At 34.5% G+C, this 20,736-nt stretch carries 18 protein-coding genes; 10 read left to right on the plus strand and 8 right to left on the minus strand.

Features of this window, described 5'->3' with window-relative positions; translation table 11 throughout:
- Window positions 1-82 precede the first annotated feature (82 nt).
- Window positions 83-763, minus strand: coding sequence for a uracil-DNA glycosylase family protein (locus tag O5O44_RS12950; protein WP_289194699.1), 681 nt, complete (start codon window positions 761-763; stop codon window positions 83-85).
- Window positions 764-897: 134 nt separating this feature from the next.
- Here O5O44_RS12950 and O5O44_RS12955 point away from each other — a divergent pair, with 134 nt between their 5' ends.
- Window positions 898-1,032, plus strand: a complete 135-nt coding sequence (locus tag O5O44_RS12955) for a 30S ribosomal protein THX (RefSeq protein WP_289194700.1) — start codon at window positions 898-900, stop codon at window positions 1,030-1,032.
- On the opposite strand, the gene yaaA is transcribed toward O5O44_RS12955, so the two are convergent.
- On the minus strand, window positions 1,033-1,791 hold the full coding sequence (yaaA, locus tag O5O44_RS12960) for a peroxide stress protein YaaA (protein WP_289194701.1): 759 nt from the start codon (window positions 1,789-1,791) through the stop codon (window positions 1,033-1,035).
- Window positions 1,792-2,013: 222 nt separating this feature from the next.
- On the opposite strand from yaaA, the gene O5O44_RS12965 reads away from it, so the two are divergent.
- Window positions 2,014-3,174 (plus strand): tetratricopeptide repeat protein, encoded by a 1,161-nt coding sequence (locus O5O44_RS12965; protein WP_289194702.1) that lies wholly within the window; start codon window positions 2,014-2,016, stop codon window positions 3,172-3,174.
- A gap of 50 nt (window positions 3,175-3,224) precedes the next feature.
- Here the strand turns inward: O5O44_RS12965 and O5O44_RS12970 are convergent, their stop codons facing one another.
- On the minus strand, window positions 3,225-4,259 hold the full coding sequence (locus O5O44_RS12970) for an RluA family pseudouridine synthase (protein ID WP_289194703.1): 1,035 nt from the start codon (window positions 4,257-4,259) through the stop codon (window positions 3,225-3,227).
- A 3-nt stretch (window positions 4,260-4,262) separates the two neighbouring features.
- Window positions 4,263-4,820: a PASTA domain-containing protein gene (locus O5O44_RS12975; RefSeq protein ID WP_019388832.1), complete on the minus strand. Its 558-nt coding sequence runs from the start codon at window positions 4,818-4,820 to the stop codon at window positions 4,263-4,265.
- A gap of 402 nt (window positions 4,821-5,222) precedes the next feature.
- Between O5O44_RS12975 and O5O44_RS12980 the strand changes: the two genes are divergently transcribed.
- From O5O44_RS12980 to O5O44_RS12990, 3 genes are all read left to right on the plus strand, one after another.
- Window positions 5,223-6,206 carry a D-alanine--D-alanine ligase gene (locus O5O44_RS12980; protein WP_289194704.1) on the plus strand — a complete coding sequence of 328 codons (984 nt, stop codon included), beginning with the start codon at window positions 5,223-5,225 and terminating at the stop codon, window positions 6,204-6,206.
- 121 nt (window positions 6,207-6,327) lie between these two features.
- Window positions 6,328-6,783: a pantetheine-phosphate adenylyltransferase gene (gene coaD / locus O5O44_RS12985; RefSeq protein WP_289194705.1), complete on the plus strand. Its 456-nt coding sequence runs from the start codon at window positions 6,328-6,330 to the stop codon at window positions 6,781-6,783.
- Between the two features lie 57 nt (window positions 6,784-6,840).
- Window positions 6,841-7,296, plus strand: coding sequence for a HEAT repeat domain-containing protein (locus tag O5O44_RS12990; RefSeq protein WP_289194706.1), 456 nt, complete (start codon window positions 6,841-6,843; stop codon window positions 7,294-7,296).
- 137 nt (window positions 7,297-7,433) lie between these two features.
- On the opposite strand, the gene O5O44_RS12995 is transcribed toward O5O44_RS12990, so the two are convergent.
- Window positions 7,434-9,047: a SulP family inorganic anion transporter gene (locus O5O44_RS12995; protein ID WP_019388836.1), complete on the minus strand. Its 1,614-nt coding sequence runs from the start codon at window positions 9,045-9,047 to the stop codon at window positions 7,434-7,436.
- A 96-nt stretch (window positions 9,048-9,143) separates the two neighbouring features.
- On the opposite strand from O5O44_RS12995, the gene O5O44_RS13000 reads away from it, so the two are divergent.
- The gene (locus O5O44_RS13000; protein WP_289194707.1) at window positions 9,144-10,877 is read left to right on the plus strand and encodes a M14 family metallopeptidase; all 1,734 of its coding nucleotides are present in this window, start codon (window positions 9,144-9,146) and stop codon (window positions 10,875-10,877) included.
- A gap of 1 nt (window position 10,878) precedes the next feature.
- Here the strand turns inward: O5O44_RS13000 and O5O44_RS13005 are convergent, their stop codons facing one another.
- Both O5O44_RS13005 and O5O44_RS13010 read right to left on the minus strand, forming a co-directional pair.
- Complete coding sequence (locus tag O5O44_RS13005; protein WP_289194708.1) at window positions 10,879-11,460, minus strand: NUDIX hydrolase; 582 nt, start codon at window positions 11,458-11,460, stop codon at window positions 10,879-10,881.
- 142 nt (window positions 11,461-11,602) lie between these two features.
- Entirely contained in the window at window positions 11,603-16,189 is a 4,587-nt protein-coding gene (locus tag O5O44_RS13010; RefSeq protein ID WP_289194709.1) for a T9SS type A sorting domain-containing protein, read from the minus strand.
- Between the two features lie 249 nt (window positions 16,190-16,438).
- Here O5O44_RS13010 and pyrE point away from each other — a divergent pair, with 249 nt between their 5' ends.
- Window positions 16,439-17,083, plus strand: a complete 645-nt coding sequence (gene pyrE, locus O5O44_RS13015) for an orotate phosphoribosyltransferase (protein ID WP_289194710.1) — start codon at window positions 16,439-16,441, stop codon at window positions 17,081-17,083.
- A 65-nt stretch (window positions 17,084-17,148) separates the two neighbouring features.
- Window positions 17,149-17,544 carry an SRPBCC family protein gene (locus tag O5O44_RS13020; RefSeq protein WP_019387818.1) on the plus strand — a complete coding sequence of 132 codons (396 nt, stop codon included), beginning with the start codon at window positions 17,149-17,151 and terminating at the stop codon, window positions 17,542-17,544.
- On the opposite strand, the gene O5O44_RS13025 is transcribed toward O5O44_RS13020, so the two are convergent.
- Complete coding sequence (locus O5O44_RS13025; protein WP_289194711.1) at window positions 17,541-18,272, minus strand: biotin--[acetyl-CoA-carboxylase] ligase; 732 nt, start codon at window positions 18,270-18,272, stop codon at window positions 17,541-17,543. The two genes, O5O44_RS13020 and O5O44_RS13025, sit on opposite strands and share 4 nt — an antisense overlap.
- Before the next feature lie 93 nt (window positions 18,273-18,365).
- Between O5O44_RS13025 and rsfS the strand changes: the two genes are divergently transcribed.
- Together rsfS and ftsH are read left to right on the plus strand one after the other, a co-directional pair.
- A complete protein-coding gene (rsfS, locus tag O5O44_RS13030) occupies window positions 18,366-18,737 on the plus strand; it encodes a ribosome silencing factor (RefSeq protein ID WP_019387820.1) in 372 nt (123 codons plus the stop codon).
- Window positions 18,738-18,745: 8 nt separating this feature from the next.
- Entirely contained in the window at window positions 18,746-20,710 is a 1,965-nt protein-coding gene (ftsH, locus tag O5O44_RS13035; protein ID WP_289194712.1) for an ATP-dependent zinc metalloprotease FtsH, read from the plus strand.
- The last annotated feature ends 26 nt before the right edge of the window (window positions 20,711-20,736 follow it).

A 20,736-nucleotide genomic window follows, 5' to 3' on the forward strand; every position in this document is an offset into this window, starting at 1 on the left:
ACAAAACATAATGCATTCTACCTCCTTCTAATTAAAGGCGCAAAGGTACAGCTAATTATCTGGGTAATATTTATTATTTCGTTTAAAAAAACTCACTGTACTGCATCACTCGATAATCAAACGTGTTAAATTTTGGGTTTTTAGCTTTAAGTTGTTTGTAAAGGGGAATTCTACTTATTGATATGTTAGCAGCTCCAGAGCCTGAAGTTAGGGAAACGGTTTTGATTGTTCTTATAGAGGTTTCGTCTGTACTCAACCCGACAGGTAGATTAAATTGGTGTATTCGTGGTACTTCATCAGTAACCAATTCCAATTTTAGGTTGTATTTTTTTATATGCCTTCTGAAGAAATATTCTGGTCCGTTTTTACTGTTTCCACCAGTGAATAAAAGCGTATCAATATTCGGATATTGTTTTAAAATCCCAATAATATCGCGAAGCTTTATGTTTTGCATTCCTAAATCGGATGCATCAATTTTTTCGCGCTCTGCACTGTCAACAATATCGCAAACGCCTATTTTGTGTTGTATTAAAAACTGTTTCCGCTGTTCTATAGCTTCTTGAGAATTGTCATATCTCAAATTTAAACCATGAATCTTATCAATAAATAACCATAACGAATTATAATAACTTCCATAACAAAAATCGACATCCTTTTCTAAAAGCGCACGAGTTGAAAATCGTGGTGGTGGCAATGTGCCCACAATAAGTTTAGTCGTATCCTTCTTTATAAATGGTTTATATGGGTGTTTGTGTTTAAACATTTCTTTTTTTCTGCGAAAGCGAAAATATTATTGTTTTAGTCTTTAAATTGAATTCTTGAAGTTGCAGTAAAGACAACGGTTTTAATTTGTTTAAAAGTAAAAAAATCACTATTTTAAGAATATAAAATAAAGATATGGGAAAAGGCGATAAAAAAACAAAACGAGGCAAAATTAATCGAGGTACTTTCGGAGCCAGAAGACCAAGAATTAAAAAAAAACCTAGTATTGAACAAAAAATAAATGTTGGCGATAAGGCAAAAGCCAAATAATTATCTGATAAATACAAGTTCGGAATCTGAACTCATGGACTCGCTGTAACTATACCCGTCGTAATTAAATCCTTTTAAATCATCGATAGTTTTTGCATTGGTATCAACTACATAACGCGCCATCATACCACGCGCAGCTTTGGCAAAAAACGAAATCATTTTATACTCGCCGTCTTTAAAATCTTTAAAATTAGCAGTAATGACCGGTACTTTTAAAGCTTTCTTATCTATGGCCTTAAAATACTCGTTACTTGCAAGGTTTAAAAATAACTCATCATCTTCAAGCGCTTCGTTTAAAGCCTTTGTGATGTCTTTTTTCCAGAATTCATAAAGATTCTTTTTTACACCAATTTTTATTTTCGTTCCCATTTCTAAGCGATAAGGCTGAATTAAATCGGTTGGTTTCAATAAACCGTATAATCCTGAAAGTATAAAAACGGTGTTTTGTAGTGTCTCTAATTTTTCTTCAGGAATCGTATAAGCATCCAAACCTCTATATACATCGCCATTAAATGCATACACTGCGGGTCGTGCATTTTCAGTTGAAAACGGTAACGACCAAGTTTGATTACGTTCGTAATTCAATTGTCCTAAATCATTAGAAATGCTCATGAGTTTAGATAAACTTCTGGCAGATTTCTTTTTAAGCAATTTATTTAAACGTTCCGATTGTTTTAAAAACTGCGGTTGCGTGTATATCTTGGTTGGTAATTTGGTTTCAAAATCTAATGACTTTGCTGGTGATAATACTAATTTCATAAGCCTCTTTTAATTCCCTGACAAGGAAATTGTTTGAATTTACATCAAAGTTACAATTACTAATTTACTTTTTAAATTGAAGCTTAAAATTATTTGTGATGTGGTTATAAATGGAATTGATAGTTTTTGATTTTGTGAGAAATTTTTCTAAATTCGTTTTTGTAGGATAAAACATATGCGTATTTTAAAACTGCATTTTTCTCTGAGCTTAAAAATTTATTAATGAAAAAAATAACGATTACTGTTTTCATAGCTTTTATGGGACTCGTTGGGCATTCACAAGAAGACATTCTAAAAACGGTAGAAACCTTATTTGAAAACAAGGAATACGACAAAATCATCTCTGATTATGCACCTCAAGTAAAAGACTATTCTGCAAAAGTAGTTTACTATGTAGCTATGGCATACGATAGGAAATCTGATTTTGATAATTTTTATAAAATAATCGATTTGTCAATAAAAAAAGATAATACCGACCCTGAAGTACATATCCATAAAGGTTCGGTATGCAGCTATAAAGGGAGGTTTTTAGAGGCCATAAAATCATTTAAAAAAGCCATTAAACTGAATCCAAATAAAAGTGAATATTTTAGTCAGCTTGCAGACACTTATTTCATAACTGGTAAATGGGAACAAGCTCTGAAAAATTACAAATTAGCTATTACTAAGGAGGATGCCGCTGAATACCATTTCAAAAAAATAGCGGAAGTTTATTTAATGAAAAAAGACTTTAAAAATGCTTTAAAATATTTTTATATAGCTAAAAATAACATTTCAAAGGAATCGAATGCCTATAGCGACGTTCTGTACAATTTAGCAGAACTGGAAATGCGCAATAATAACTACATCAAGGCAGAAATCACTTATAAAGAACTAGCGGAAAAACATCCAACAAACTTTAATTGTTATAAAATGATTCAAGCATACTATGGGCAAAAAAAGTACAATAAAACAGAATCTTACAAGAAATTAATCTATGAGAATCAAGCTAAAGATACCTTAAACAATTACAAAAAGAGATGGTATCGTTATGATTACTTCTTTTGGAAACGCCATAGAATTTATGCTTTTGAAAAATTTAGCTTAATTAAAGGTGAGCCCTATTACCAGCATAAATTTTACGTTCTTAACAACAATTTCAAGGTTATAATTAAATTTTCAACTAAAAACACACCTATTTCTTCTGAATTAAGCGGTTCTGATTACATGATTGAAATGGATAACAATGAAACGGTTTTAACATTTCCAAGTAAATTTAAGAAACACTTTAACTACGAAGAGCTTAAAAAAAATGTCATTCATATCCTAAACAAAAAAGCTAAAAACTCAAACAAGTTCAAGACGCCCATTTATCGAGTTCGAAGACGACCGAACATCCCATAAAACTGCAATAAAACGAACGAATAAGGAGACATTCTTGGCTTCTCAAATATTTAAATATCCTGATGCTTAGAGTACGTGCGCCACTTCTCAATACATTGCTGCATATCTTCTGGTATTGGTGTTTCAAAACGCATAATTTTACCAGTTGTTGGATGCTCAAACCCTAAGGTTTTAGCATGTAAAGCTTGCCTTGGCAATACTTTAAAGCAATTATCTACAAACTGTTTGTATTTGGTAAAAGTGGTGCCCTTTAATATTTTTTCACCGCCATATCGCTCGTCGTTAAACAAGGTATGCCCAATGTGTTTCATGTGTACACGAATTTGGTGCGTACGCCCAGTTTCTAGTTTGCAGGACACTAAGGTTACATAGCCTAAGCGTTCTAAAACTTTGTAATGCGTAACGGCTGGTTTGCCTTTATCTTCTTCATCGTCAAGAAAAACCGTATTCTGTAATCTGTTTTTTGGGTGACGGCCAATATTGCCTTCAACAGTACCTTCGTCTTCTTCAATATTTCCCCAAACAATGGCAACATATTCGCGTTCGCTGGTTTTATTTGCAAACTGTAACGACAAATGCGTCATGGCTTGTTCGGTTTTAGCAACTACTAAAAGTCCGCTTGTATCTTTATCAATTCTATGCACCAATCCGGGGCGTTCACTAGAGTTATTTGGTAAGTTATCAAACCTATGAATTAAGGCGTTTATAAGGGTTCCCGAATAGTTTCCATGTCCCGGATGCACAACCATTCCAGCCGGTTTGTTAACTACTAACAGATCGTCATCTTCGTAAACCACATCTATTTCAATGTCTTCACCAACCAGCAAGTTTTCGTGAGGCGGATGTGTAAATAGCACCCTAATTTGGTCGTTAGGTTTTACTTTATAATTCGATTTTACAGGAACATCATTAACAAAAATACTTCCGTTTTTTGCTGCTGCCTGAATCTTGTTTCGCGTTGCATTTTCAACAAAATTCATTAAATATTTATCAATACGTAACGGCGTTTGCCCTTTATCAACTGTAAAGGCGTGGTGTTCGTAAAGATTATCTTCGTCTGGTAATTGCGGTGTGAAGTCGTCCATTAGTTAAGGTCTCTTACCATTACCAAGCACTAAATCAATCTCAGAAGTTCTGGCTAGCTTATCGCCCGGATTAAGTGTTTTTCCTTTATGCGAAAGCTTTAAAACCATATCTTTTCCAATATTATCAGCATATGTAATGCGTCCAACTTTAAAACCTAAAGCCTCCAGCGTTGGTTTTACTTGTCGGTATGTTCTGTCTATTAAGCCATCAGGAATATTCATTTTTCGATACCCCGACGGATTAAGCGTAATATATATTTTTCTATTTTCTTTAACCTGAGTACCTGCCAATGGCTCTTGTTCTATCACCGAGAATTTAGGATAATCGGGATTATAATTAGCAGAATCTTGAATTTTCATAACCAAATTATTATCCTCTAACTCTATTTGAGCCACATTTATAGACTTCCCTTTAAGCTCCGGAACGGTCTCAAAATCTCCATGATTTGTTGAAAAATTCAAATATTTTAACATTAAAAAACAAAATACAACAACGGCTACTACTGCCAATACTAATTGCTTTAAAAATGTTTTACTGGTCAAGAATTTAATTACACTCATCTATAGATTTTTCAATTAGGCAAATATATAAAACACAACTGTTTTTTCTTTTGCAATATATATGATATTTTAGCCTATACCAATTTATAAACTAATAATAGATACGTTTTATTGTTGGTTTTTGGTTGTAAAAAAGTCAATTAGAATTTTCAGTTTAATGTTTTGGGCGACAGCCTGTCTGCAGACAGGTTACCAAAAGAGTCGGGCTTTTAGCTATACCTTTTTATCGAATCTCAAAAAAGGTTAAGGCTATCGAGGGATAGACGAACGGCTACAATCCTTAACGCTGTTTCGCGTTTCATTTTAAACAATATTAATCTAACTTTCATATTTTTACTTAAATTAATAAAAGGTGTTAAATAAATTTACTCCATCGTGAGTATCACATAATTTAAATATTAAATGAAAAAAAATATTGCCATCATTATGGGAGGTTATTCCAGCGAATACAAAATCTCATTAACAAGCGGTAACGTGGTTTATGAAACACTAGACACTTCAAAATACACTCCATATCGTGTTCATATATTTAAAGACAAATGGGTTTATGTAGATGAGGACGATGAAGAATTTCCAATCGATAAAAACGATTTCTCAATAAATATCGACAGTTTTAAAGTTACTTTCGATTGTGTTTTTAATGCCATTCATGGCTCACCAGGTGAAGACGGCTTTATGCAAGGGTATTTTAAATTATTAAATATTCCGCACACCAGTTGCGATATGTATCAAGCCAGCTTAACTTTTAATAAACGCGATTGTTTAAGTGTTTTAAAACCATACGGTATAAAAACGGCCGAATCTTTTTACCTCAATCTTGGCGACCAAATTAACGAAGATGCTATTATTGCCAAAGTAGGCTTACCTTGCTTTGTAAAAGCCAATAAAGCTGGAAGTAGTTTTGGAGTTAGTAAAGTACACACCAAAGAAAATTTACAGCAAGCCATTAATGTGGCTTTTAAAGAAGACGACGAAATTATTATCGAGTCGTTTTTAGATGGCACCGAAGTTTCAGTTGGCGTTATAACATACAAAGGCGAAACGAAAGTTTTACCGATAACTGAAATAGTTTCAGAAAATGATTTTTTTGACTACGAAGCCAAATATCTAGGTAAATCTCAAGAAATAACACCAGCCAGATTAACCAATGAGGAGGAAGAAAAAGTAACTAAAGAAGCCAAAAAGGTATTCGAAGTTTTAAAAATGAAAGGCTTTAGCAGAAGCGAGTTTATTTTTAAAAATGGTGAACCACATTTATTAGAAATGAATACCGTGCCTGGGCTAACCAGAGAAAGTATCCTACCGCAACAAGCTGCTGCTGCAGGAATTAGTTTGAGCGATTTGTTTGATAGTGCCATTGAAGAAGCTCTAAAAAACCACTCATAATCAGTTCAAAGGATAGAATCCATTACGAGAATTAATAATAGAATCTTATATTTACATTATATTAATTTTTCTCTGAACATTGCTTGTAAAGCAGTTGAAATAGAGAGAAAAAAAGCGCCATATGAAACGAGCTTTATTCCCAGGGTCTTTTGATCCGTTAACTTTAGGACACTACGATATTATTAAACGTGGCGTAACACTTTTTGATGAAGTTATTGTTGCCATCGGCGTGAATTCTGATAAAAAATACATGTTTACACTTGCTGAACGTAAACGTTTTATTGAAAAGGCCTTTGACGACGAGCCTAAAATAAAAGTAGTGACTTATAAAGGTTTAACGGTGGATTTTTGTCAGGAAATTGGTGTTGATTTTATATTACGCGGACTAAGAAATCCGGCAGATTTTGAGTTTGAAAAAGCCATTGCCCATACCAACAGAAGTCTGTCTGAAATTGAAACTGTGTTTTTATTAACTGCTGCAAAAACGTCGTATATCGCATCCTCTATAGTACGCGATGTGATTAGAAATAATGGAGATTATACCAAATTGGTTCCTGATAGTGTCAGGGTAAAATAGCTACTCGATTTATTGTAACAAAGTTTATCAATTATATACTAATAAGTAAACGTTACAATGAACGCCTTGTCACACAAAATCATATTCTTTCTTTTTAAACTGAAGCTTCTTCAGCCCTCTGAAAGTACCATAAACTTTTGGTTGCAGAGTGAGGATACCGATAAGTTAGAGTATGCTGTAACACAAGGAAATTACAAAACCAGAAAACTGGCCGCCGAAGCTCTAGAGCAATTGGCAAAACCCTGTTCTATCCCTGCTTTATTAAAGTGTATTAATGATAAAGTACAAAATGTATCAATTGCGTGCTTAAATGCTTTGGAGCGCATTTCTACGAATGATGAGCTTATTAAAACCATTGTAAAAAAACGTTTTAAATGGGTTAATGAAATTCGTGAAAAACGTGAGAAATTCGAAGCCAACAAGGGTAAAAAACATAACATTTACCGTTGGGAACGTGCCAGCAAAAAATCTTTTGACATGGTTAAAGAGCGATTAAAAAGACCCATACGTTGAAACATAGTCTAATAGAATAATGAAGCTTAACCCTATCGAATTCCAAAACAGGTGTTCAGGTTTACGTTAGAGATTGCAGTGAAAAGCCCAACCCTTGTGGTAACCTGCCTGCAGACAGGCAGGCGCCCAAAAAAATCTTAAAATTTATACTCTGAAAGCCCTTTGGTGAATGCCTCAGGGTTTTCGGCTAAATGGTAACGCGGATCGTCAATATCTTCAATAATCACTTCTCTAAACTTAGGACTAGACTTGTAAAGTAATATTTTACAATCTTCACTTAGGTGTTTAAGTTTGATGTTTTTACCAGCCTCTTCGTATTTGTTTACCAGATTGAAAATGGCTTCGATAGCCGAATGATCGCTTATACGAGATTCTACGAAATCAATCTCAACAGTATCTGGATCGTTTTTAACATCAAATTTTTCGTTGAATGCGATAATAGAACCAAAAAACAAAGGCCCCCAAATTTCGTAAACCTTTGTGCCATCTTCACGAATGCGCTTACGTGCACGAATACGTTTTGCGTTTTCCCATGAGAACACCAAAGCACTGATAATAACTCCTGCGATAACGGCAATTGCCAAATCGAAAATAACAGTTAATGCAGATACTGCAATTAAGACAATAACATCACTTAACGGAATTTTATTTAATATTCTAAAACTACTCCATGCAAACGTACCAATAACTACCATAAACATAACGCCTACTAAGGCTGCAATAGGTACTTGTTCTATTAAACCAGATGCAAAAAGTATAAATACCAATAACAAAACAGCTGCAACAATACCCGACAATCGTGTGCGTCCGCCAGATTTAATATTGATTAACGATTGCCCAATCATGGCACAACCACCCATACCTCCAAAGAAGCCAGTTATAATATTAGCACCACCTTGAGCTAAACATTCTCTGTTAGTGTTTCCCCGAGTTTCAGTTAATTCGTCAATTAAATTTAAGGTCATTAACGATTCTATTAAACCAATGGCTGCAAGTATTAAGGCATACGGACCAATAAATTTTATGGTTTGCCAATTAAAAGGCACTTTGCTAAAAATATCGGTTTGAAATTGAGGTAACCCTCCTTTTAAACCTTCTCCACCTCCATCTCTTATAAAACTTCCTACTGTGGCTACATCTAATTTTCCAAAAATTACAATGGCTGATACTACTAAAATCGCAATTAACGCTTCTGGAAGTTTTTTGGTAAGCTTTGGTAAGCCAAACATAATACCCATTGTAAGAGCCACTAAAGCAACCATAATAGTTAACTCGTTACCTGAAAACCAATCGCCATTGGCATCCTTAAACATACCCAATTGCGATAAGAAAATAACAATTGCTAGACCATTAACAAACCCCATCATTACTGGATGTGGAATTAAACGCACAAATTTACCAAGCTTAAAAACCCCAGCAAGCATTTGTATAATTCCCATTAAAATAACCGTTGCAAATAAATAGTATAATCCTAATTGCTCACCTTCTGCTCCCATGGCATTTCCTTCGGCAACTAAGCTAACCATAACTACGGCTAATGCACCTGTTGCGCCACTAATCATTCCTGGTCGACCTCCAAAAATTGAGGTAATTAAACCAATCATAAAGGCTGCATATAATCCGACTAATGGATCAACACCTGCAACAAATGCAAATGCTACAGCTTCTGGCACTAAGGCTAAAGCTACTGTAATTCCACTTAAAATATCGTTTTTGGCGTTAGCTGTTCGCCTTCTTATAAACTCGGTCATGGTCGCTTTTTTTTGAAGGTGCAAATTTACAGTTAATATAAAGACTCACAAGTACATATTGTTATATTTGTTAAAGTTTATTCTAAATCGTTTGAAATGAAACGCCTGCTTTACTTATTCATTTTTGTATTTTCTTGTAATACAACTAATGAAAAACCAAATTTTAACTTTGAAACTCATTTTGAAATTTCTAATGGTTTAGAAACTGCGACTTATCAACTAACAATTCAATTTTATAATAATTTAGCTGAAGCATATCCTCAAATTACAATAGATTCTATAGGCGAAACTGATTCAGGAAAACCATTACATTTGGTAACTTTTAATGTAGACACCCAATTCGATTTTTCAGAGATTAGAAAAAATAAACGCATTCTTTTTATAAATAATGGTATTCATCCAGGAGAATCGGATGGTATCGACGCTACCATGCTATTGTTTAGAGATTTAGTTCATGGGCGAATAGAACCTCCGAAAAACACGATTTTGGCAACTATTCCAATATATAATGTTGGTGGAAGTTTAAATAGAAATACCTCTAGTAGAGCTAACCAAAACGGACCAAAAGCATATGGTTTTAGAGGAAACGCCAGAAATTATGATTTAAATAGAGATTTTATAAAGTGTGACACTAAAAATGCCGAAACCTTTTCAAAAATCTTTCATTTGGTAAAACCTGATGTTTTTATTGATACCCACGTTAGTAATGGTGCCAATTATCAATATACACTTACCCATCTGTTCACGCAACACAATAAATTAGGAGGTGATTTAGGTCATTATTTACATACCGAAATGATGCCTAAATTAGAACAAAAATTAGCTGAAAAAGAATGGGATATTACACCGTACGTTAATGTGTTTAACAAAGTGCCTGAAAAAGGGTTTTCTCAATTTATGGATTACCCCAGATATTCAACGGGCTATACAACACTTTTTAATTGCTTGGGCATGATGGTGGAAACACACATGCTTAAACCTTACGAACAAAGAGTTGAGGGCACTTATGAGCTTTTGAAAAGTATGATTGCAATTACTGAAGAAGATGGTGAAACCATTTCAAAAATTAAAAATGAGCAGATAAAACGATTATATGAAAGTAAAACCTATAGGTTGCTTTGGGAAGTGGATACCACTGAAATATCACAATTAAATTTTAAAGGATATGAAGCTAAAACCATTAAAAGCGATGTTACTGGATTCAATCGATTAAAATACGACACCAATAAGCCTTTTATTAAAACTATAAAATATCAGAATTACTTTAAACCAACTAAAATAATTGAAATTCCATCAGCATATATTATACCTCAAGGTTGGCACCAAGTTATTAACTTACTGAAGCTTAATAAGGTTGAAATGAAAAGATTTGAAAACGATACTATTTTGGAAGTTGAGCATTATAAAATTACAGATTATGACACTAGAAGGATGGCTTACGAAGGCCATTATCCCCACTATAATGTTCAAATTAGTTCGAGTTTAGAAAATAAAAACTTTCAAAAAGGCGATTACATCATACATACAGAACAGGAAGCCATTAGGTATTTGATAGAAACTCTCGAACCACAAGCTATCGATTCGTTTTTCAACTGGAACTTCTTTGATACTATTTTGCAACAAAAAGAAGGCTTTTCGCCATATGTCTGGGAAGATATTGCTTTAGAACTATTAGAAAATAATCCTGATTTACGTGAAGCTTTTGATCAAAGAAAAAAAAGCGATTCAGAATTTAATGCGAACTGGTATGCTCAGTTAGACTGGTTGTATAAACAAAGTGAATACTATGAAAAAGCGCATATGCAGTATCCTGTATATCGATTAAATTAACTTACAACAATAATTTTATATTAGCATAAGAGTTTTCAAGAGCCTTTTCTATTTCTTTTCCATTTAACCATGCAACTTTAGTGATGCCCTCAGATTCTTCAGCCTTTAATTTACCATTATAACTTGTTTTCATTTCAAACCAATAGGTAATCTTAATTTTATAGCGACCGTTTCGCTTAAAAATATGATAAGTTGTATCTAATGGTTTAGTGATTTTTAAGCCTTTTACGCCTGTTTCTTCTTCTACTTCTCGAATGGAAGTTTCCTCAATGGATTCTTTTTTCTCTGTTTTCCCTTTAGGTAAATCCCATTTATCATTTCTATAAATAAATAAAATTTCTCCCTTTTCATTATAAACCTTTCCTCCTCCAGCAATAACATTAGGCAGTTTCTTTAAAAATTTTTTTAATATTTTATCGGGGTTTTTATGTATTAAGCGAACTTCACTTAACGATGTTCTGTTAAGCCTTCTAATCACTTTAGCCATATTTACGGTTTTTAGTAAATAATTTTTAAAGTTGGTTTCTTTCTCAACGACCGAGGTTAAAATTATTGGCTTATCACCAACAAAAACTTTATACATACTTGTTAGAGTTAACTTTTTGGAAGGGTAAAAATATCATTTTTACTTACACTTTTACCTTCTGAAAAATAAATTATTTCAAAAAAAAAGAAAGTCGTTGTAAATACAACGACTTTCTCTAAACATTTAATCTTTCTTTTTCTTATTTCTTAACTATAATTTTATTGGTTATGGTTCTATATTCCGATGAGAATTGCACTAAATACATTCCAGAATTCAACCTACTTGTATTTAAAGTTTGTAAACCAGATTCTAAATCATTAGCCACTCCAGACATCACACTTCTTCCGCTTACATCAATGATATTATAATTCATAACCTCATTTTCAATAAGCTCTATTTCAACATTTAGACTATGCACTACAGGGTTTGGGAAAAAATTAGATATGCTATTCATTTTAATAAAATCTTTTTTGAAAGCTTCATAACTATCATATTTATCTACAAATCCATCAATACTAAAATCATTAGCTCCTTTAGCCGATAAGCTACTTTTTCCGCTATTTCCACCATTGAAATATTTGTTAAAGAAATAGCAAAACCATTTCGAACCTAATACAATATTTATAGCTCCATGAACATCAAGAGATGCACAGATATTATTCTCTGTAATTAAATTGACTACATCAAATCCAGTTGTTTGACCTGGCACAACAACAGATAAATCTAAAGTATCTGGATTATAAACTAAGCTGTGAATTCTGTAAAAACCTCTATGGTTTACTTCAAACACTGGGCTATCTGACACATTTAATATGGTTAAAGAATGTGCTTCAGTTAAAACATATAATTGTTGATATCCATTAGGTATAACTGGTTGTTTATTCGTTTTAGCTGAAATTGTTGCACTCCTCCTTACTAAACATTGAATTGGATTTTTTGAGTACGTAGTTCCAGCATCTGCCGTACATATCTCCGTTTCTTCTTCTACCGTAATAGGTGCTCCTGCAACATCCAACGATGCACATAAACCTGCATTGGTTACCACATTTAATACATCGACACCTGTGGTGCTTCCAAAAGTTACTATGCTTAAATCTAAAAAGTTAGCACTGTCTGGTCTGCCATCATACACTAAGGTATGGATGGTGTATAAGCCGGCACTGTTTACTGTGAACTCTGGATCTGTGTTTACAGCTTCAATCACTAAATCTGTTCCTGAAGTTAAGACATAAATACTGCTATATCCTTCTGGAATATTGATATTGCCATCCGCTGTAGCACTAAGCATCGCTTTACCGCCACTTAATACAACGCTATCGGCATTGGCATGTAAGCCACCGGCATCCGCACTACAGTCTTCTACCATAATTGGTGCTCCTGCAACATCCAACGACGCACATAAACCTGCATTGGTTACCACATTTAATACATCGACACCTGTGGTGCTTCCAAAAGTTACTATGCTTAAATCTAAAAAGTTGGCACTGTCTGGTCTGCCATCATACACTAAGGTATGGATGGTGTATAAGCCTGCACTGTTTACTGTGAACTCTGGATCTGTGTTTACAGCTTCAATCACTAAGTCTGTTCCTGAAGTTAAGACATAAATACTGCTATATCCTTCTGGAATATTGATATTGCCATCCGCTGTAGCACTAAGCATCGCTTTACCGCCACTTAATACAACGCTATCGGCATTGGCATGTAAGCCACCGGCATCCGCACTACAGTCTTCTACCATAATTGGTGCTCCTGCAACATCCAACGACGCACATAAACCTGCATTGGTTACCACATTTAATACATCGACACCTGTGGTGCTTCCAAAAGTTACTATGCTTAAATCTAAAAAGTTAGCACTGTCTGGTCTGCCATCGTACACTAAGGTATGGATGGTGTATAAGCCGGCACTGTTTACTGTGAACTCTGGATCTGTGTTTACAGCTTCAATCACTAAATCTGTTCCTGAAGTTAAGACATAAATACTGCTATATCCTTCTGGAATATTGATATTGCCATCCGCTGTAGCACTAAGCATCGCTTTACCGCCACTTAATACAACGCTATCGGCATTGGCATGTAAGCCACCGGCATCCGCACTACAGTCTTCTACCATAATTGGGGCTCCTGCAACATCCAACGACGCACATAAACCTGCATTGGTTACCACATTTAATACATCGACACCTGTGGTGCTTCCAAAAGTTACTATGCTTAAATCTAAAAAGTTAGCACTGTCTGGTCTGCCATCGTACACTAAGGTATGGATGGTGTATAAGCCGGCACTGTTTACTGTGAACTCTGGATCTGTGTTTACAGCTTCAATCACTAAATCTGTTCCTGAAGTTAAGACATAAATACTGCTATATCCTTCTGGAATATTGATATTGCCATCCGCTGTAGCACTAAGCATCGCTTTACCGCCACTTAATACAACGCTATCGGCATTGGCATGTAAGCCACCGGCATCCGCACTACAGTCTTCTACCATAATTGGTGCTCCTGCAACATCCAACGACGCACATAAACCTGCATTGGTTACCACATTTAATACATCGACACCTGTGGTGCTTCCAAAAGTTACTATGCTTAAATCTAAAAAGTTAGCACTGTCTGGTCTGCCATCGTACACTAAGGTATGGATGGTGTATAAGCCGGCACTGTTTACTGTGAACTCTGGATCTGTGTTTACAGCTTCAATCACTAAGTCTGTTCCTGAAGTTAAGACATAAATACTGCTATATCCTTCTGGAATATTGATATTGCCATCCGCTGTAGCACTAAGCATCGCTTTACCGCCACTTAATACAACGCTATCGGCATTGGCATGTAAGCCACCGGCATCCGCACTACAGTCTTCTACCATAATTGGGGCTCCTGCAACATCCAACGACGCACATAAACCTGCATTGGTTACCACATTTAATACATCGACACCTGTGGTACTTCCAAAAGTTACTATGCTTAAATCTAAAAAGTTGGCACTGTCTGGTCTGCCATCATACACTAAGGTATGGATGGTGTATAAGCCTGCACTGTTTACTGTGAACTCTGGATCTGTGTTTACAGCTTCAATCACTAAGTCTGTTCCTGAAGTTAAGACATAAATACTGCTATATCCTTCTGGAATATTGATATTGCCATCCGCTGTAGCACTAAGCATCGCTTTACCGCCACTTAATACAACGCTATCGGCATTGGCATGTAAGCCACCGGCATCCGCACTACAGTCTTCTACCATAATTGGGGCTCCTGCAACATCCAACGACGCACATAAACCTGCATTGGTTACCACATTTAATACATCGACACCTGTGGTACTTCCAAAAGTTACTATGCTTAAATCTAAAAAGTTGGCACTGTCTGGTCTGCCATCGTACACTAAGGTATGGATGGTGTATAAGCCTGCACTGTTTACTGTGAACTCTGGATCTGTGTTTACAGCTTCAATCACTAAGTCTGTTCCTGAAGTTAAGACATAAATACTGCTATATCCTTCTGGAATATTGATATTGCCATCCGCTGTAGCACTAAGCATCGCTTTACCGCCACTTAATACAACGCTATCGGCATTGGCATGTAAGCCACCGGCATCCGCACTACAGTCTTCTACCATAATTGGTGCTCCTGCAACATCCAACGACGCACATAAACCTGCATTGGTTACCACATTTAATACATCGACACCTGTGGTGCTTCCAAAAGTTACTATGCTTAAATCTAAAAAGTTAGCACTGTCTGGTCTGCCATCGTACACTAAGGTATGGATGGTGTATAAGCCGGCACTGTTTACTGTGAACTCTGGATCTGTGTTTACAGCTTCAATCACTAAATCTGTTCCTGAAGTTAAGACATAAATACTGCTATATCCTTCTGGAATATTGATATTGCCATCCGCTGTAGCACTAAGCATCGCTTTACCGCCACTTAATACAACGCTATCGGCATTGGCATGTAAGCCACCGGCATCCGCACTACAGTCTTCTACCATAATTGGTGCTCCTGCAACATCCAACGACGCACATAAACCTGCATTGGTTACCACATTTAATACATCGACACCTGTGGTGCTTCCAAAAGTTACTATGCTTAAATCTAAAAAGTTAGCACTGTCTGGTCTGCCATCGTACACTAAGGTATGGATGGTGTATAAGCCGGCACTGTTTACTGTGAACTCTGGATCTGTGTTTACAGCTTCAATCACTAAGTCTGTTCCTGAAGTTAAGACATAAATACTGCTATATCCTTCTGGAATATTGATATTGCCATCCGCTGTAGCACTAAGCATCGCTTTACCGCCACTTAATACAACGCTATCGGCATTGGCATGTAAGCCACCGGCATCCGCACTACATGTATCTCCGAGAGTAAAATAAATTGTTTTAGTATCACAACGCCCAAACCCCAAGTCGTATTTATATAATGATGCGGTTAATTTATAATTGGCGTTTCCTAGATACCAAGGTTTATTTCCAGCTGGAAAAGTGTATGGTAATAAGTTTTCAGTAATTTTTATTTTCTTACCAGTATCTAAATTTTCCAAAACGTAACGTACACTCTGAGAATAACCATCAACATGCAAATTGATATAAAAATTATCAGGCAAATTCTCAATAGAGTATACACCTCCATCAGATAAAGTTGTTGACTCATGTCCGTTGGTAAATTCGAATCCTTCAATATTTCCACATGTCACATCTGCAAATGATTGAAATGTAATAAAAAGAAAGGCAAAAAATAATAGGCTCCTAGATTTGGTTCTTTGGCTTGGTAGTGTTGCTTTCATGATATTGTTTAATTTATTTTGTTCAAAGTTAAACAATAATATTATTTGTTTAACTTTTGTAAAATATATTTAAACAAATAAAAAATACGCTTTATCGAAAAAATAGATTTAAATGTAATCTATTTCCTATTTGTAAAAAGCAAATTGAAAGAACACAAATAAATAGCCGCTTTTTAAATAGTTAAAAAAAAACTGATTATATATTAATTACAATGAGTTAAATTTAAATTTATACGTAATTTTGCTACCATGATTTTTGACAAAGACACCGCTAAAAAAACAGCTGAAGTTTTATTGCAAATAAATGCTATAAAACTAAGCCCAAAGGAGCCATTTACTTGGGCTTCTGGATGGAAATCCCCAATTTATTGTGATAATAGAATACTATTATCTTTTCCTACCATTAGAAATTACATTCGCGAAACCATGGCCAAACATATTGAAAAACAATATGGCAAACCAGATGTTATAGCAGGCGTAGCAACAGGAGCCATAGGTATTGGCATTTTAGTTGCCGAATATTTAGGTTTACCATTCATTTATGTAAGACCAGATGCTAAGGGACACGGGCGCAAAAACCAAATAGAAGGTTTTATAGAAAGCGGACAAAATGTTGTAGTGGTAGAAGACTTAATTAGCACAGGTAAAAGCAGTTTAAATGCCGTTAAAGCATTGAAACAAGCCGGCATTAACGTAAAAGGAATGGTTGCTATTTTTACCTATGGTTTTGATGTTGCTGCTGAAAATTTTGAAAAAGAGAATATACAACTAAATACATTAAGCAACTATGAAAACTTACTTGAAGAAGCTCTAGAAACCAATTATATTTCTGAGAAAGAATTAAAAACATTATCAGATTGGAATTCCAATCCAAGTAAATGGAACGCTAATTGATATAGCTTTATACGGTGGAGTTGGATTTTACAAAACCACTTAACAATTAATAACTAAAAAAAATAATGAATTTAGAATCTCCAAAAATTAGTGTAGATAAATCTCCAGAAGATGTCTTTAATTTTTTAGCTGATATAAAAAACTTCGAATCTTTAATGCCTGAAAACATAAGTAAATTTGAAGTTATAAGTGAAGATAAATTTCTTTTCGCATTAAAAGGAATGCCAGAAATTATACTAAAGAAAAAAGAAGTTATCCCGCCAAATAAAATAGTATTAGGTGCTGCTGGGGGTAAAATAGATTTTTCGCTTATCGCAAATATTACAGAAGTAAACTCAGATTCAAGTGAAGTAAAATTAGATTTTACTGGCGATTTTAACCCAATGATGGCAATGATGATTAAAAGTCCAATAAGTAAATTTATTGAAACATTGGCTAGCAGTATTCCAAAAGCCATTTAGTACAAAAGGGTAATAGTCTTCATATCGAATTCCTTTAATATTTCATCTTCTAACAAAACTTGAAGATTACCAGTTTCAGAAACACCTTTTATAAATCCAGAAAACATAACACCTTCCGCATCCTTAAATGTTGAAGGTTTATTTTTTCTAAATAGATAGGAAACATATTCATTTTTTATCACATTTAATTTATTATCATTTAGTAATAAAAAATATTCTTTGAGTTGATTGATAATCGTAATAGCTAATTCATTTAAATCATAAGTTTTGCCTGTAACCAATTTTAATGAAGATGCTAGAGGTAAATTATCAAAATTATTTTGATTCACATTTAACCCAATTCCAATAACTGAAGCATTTACAGTATTTTGCTTAATGACATTTTCAATTAAAATACCACATATTTTCTTGTTTTCTGACAAAATGTCGTTAGGCCATTTAATATTTAGTTTAGGAATAGAAAATAAATCGAGAGTCCTATATACAGATAAAGCAGCAACCATACTAATATAAAAGGCGGATTCAAATTGAAATTCAGAAAGGTCTTTAAACACACTAAAAGTAAGGTTTTTAGAATTTTCGACGTTCCAAATTGTGCCCATTTGCCCTCTACCTTCTGTTTGGTTTTCGGCTATTACGGCAGTATAATCCGCTATAGATTCTGTAGCATTTAAGTGTTTTAAATAGCTATTTGTGGAGCCAATGGCATTAAGTTTGATTAAGTGCATATAAAGGTTATTAAAATACTCTAAAATCTTATGCTTATTTTAAAGTATAAAGAACTAAAAAAATAATAACTTTGCATAAATTAAAAATAATTAATGGCGAAACAAAAAATAAGTGCAGACCAATTAATATCTGTAATAATTAGTGGAATTGAAGATGTTAAAGGTAAAGAAATAAATATTCTTGATTTAAGAGAAATTGAAAACACCGTTTGTGATTACTTCATTATTTGCGAAGGTACTTCAAATACGCAAGTTAACGCCATAGTTAGTTCTGTACAAAAAAAGGTTAGCAAAGAACTTAAAGATAACCCATGGCATACCGAAGGTGTAGATAACGCCGAATGGGTATTAATAGATTACGTAAACGTTGTTGTACATGTCTTTCAGAAACATATAAGAGATTATTATGATATTGAGAGTCTTTGGGGCGATGCTAAAACAACAATAATAGAAACGAGTTACTAAAAAAACGAATGGCAAACGAAAAGAAAAATATAAAAGATAAAAAACCTAAATTCAGTCCTTATTGGATTTATGGCATACTCATAGCATTGTTTTTGGGCTATCAATTATTTAATGGTAGCACCTATCAAGACGCAAATAAAACAACACCATCAGATTTTTTTAGATATTTAGAAGATGGTGACGTTGAGCGAGTTGATATTGTCAAAAACACACGTGTAGCAAAAGTTTATTTGACCAAAGATGCCGAGGCCAAAGAAATTCATAAAAATTCTAAACCTCAAACAATTATACCGTCTGCGACTAAATTACCTAATTATAGGTTTGAATTTGGTGACCTCCAAAATTTTGAAAATCAGTTAAAAGAATTAACAGAAAACCTTTCTGTAAAACCAGTTGTAACTTTTGATACTGAAACGAACGATTGGGGGAATTTGCTCATGGGTATTTTACCATTTATTCTTTTAATTGGTGTTTGGATATTTATCATGAGACGTATGTCTGGTGGCGCCGGAGGAGGTGCTGGTGGTCAAATTTTTAATATAGGAAAATCTAAAGCAAAACTGTTTGACCAGAATACAGAGGTAAAAACTAGTTTTAAAGATGTTGCAGGACTTGAAGGGGCTAAAGAAGAAGTTCAAGAAATAGTAGACTTCCTAAAATTTCCTGAAAAATATACGAAGCTTGGTGGTAAAATCCCAAAAGGAGCCTTACTTGTAGGCCCTCCAGGAACCGGTAAAACCTTATTAGCAAAGGCAGTGGCAGGTGAAGCAAAAGTACCTTTCTTTTCTCTATCAGGTTCAGATTTTGTTGAAATGTTTGTAGGGGTTGGTGCTTCTCGTGTTAGAGACTTGTTTAAGCAAGCCAAAGAAAAATCGCCTTCAATCATTTTTATTGATGAAATTGATGCCATAGGTCGAGCAAGAGGTAAAAACGCTATGTCTGGTAGTAATGACGAGCGTGAAAATACCTTAAACCAGTTATTAACTGAAATGGATGGTTTTGGCACGAATACAAATGTTATTGTAATTGCTGCAACCAACAGAGCTGATATACTAGATAAAGCTTTAATGCGTGCTGGACGTTTTGATAGACAGATATATGTTGATTTACCAGATGTTCGTGAGCGTAAAGAAATTTTTGAAGTGCATTTAAGACCTTTGAAAAAAGCTAAAGATTTGGATTTAGATTTCTTATCAAAGCAAACCCCAGGGTTTTCAGGAGCCGATATTGCTAATGTGTGTAACGAAGCCGCATTAATTGCTGCGAGACAAGGTAAGAAAGCTGTAGATAAACAAGATTTCTTAGACGCTGTAGATAGAATTATAGGAGGTTTAGAAAAGAAAAACAAAATAATAACGCCAAGCGAAAAACGCGCAGTGGCATTCCACGAAGCTGGACACGCTGTAACTAGCTGGATGCTTGAACATGCCGCACCTTTAGTAAAAGTAACAATTGTACCTCGTGGTCGTTCATTAGGTGCTGCCTGGTATTTGCCAGAAGAACGCTTAATTGTTCGTCCAGAGCAAATGCTAGATGAGATGTGTGCAGCCTTAGGTGGTCGTGCTGCAGAAAAAGTAATTTTTAATAAAATATCTACTGGAGCACTAAGTGATTTAGAAAAAGTTACTAAACAGGCTCGAGCCATGGTTACCGTATATGGCCTAAGTGATAAAATTGGAAACCTTACCTATTATGATTCATCTGGACAAAGCGAATACGGATTTACAAAACCATATAGCGAACAGACTGCCGAACTTATAGATAAAGAAATCTCTCGTATTATTGAGGAGCAATATGAACGTGCTATAAAATTATTAGAAGAACATAAAGATAAACTAACAGAACTTGCAGAGGTATTGTTAGAAAAAGAAGTTATTTTCAAGGATAACCTTGAAAAAATATTTGGAAAGCGTGCTTTTGAAAAGGAGCAACCTATAAACTCTAGTGATAAAGTAAAAGACGAAGAGGAATAAGTCCAAACCATTACTATTTGTTAAGC

Source organism: Algibacter luteus (assembly GCF_030344935.1).
Lineage (GTDB): Bacteria > Bacteroidota > Bacteroidia > Flavobacteriales > Flavobacteriaceae > Arenitalea > Arenitalea lutea.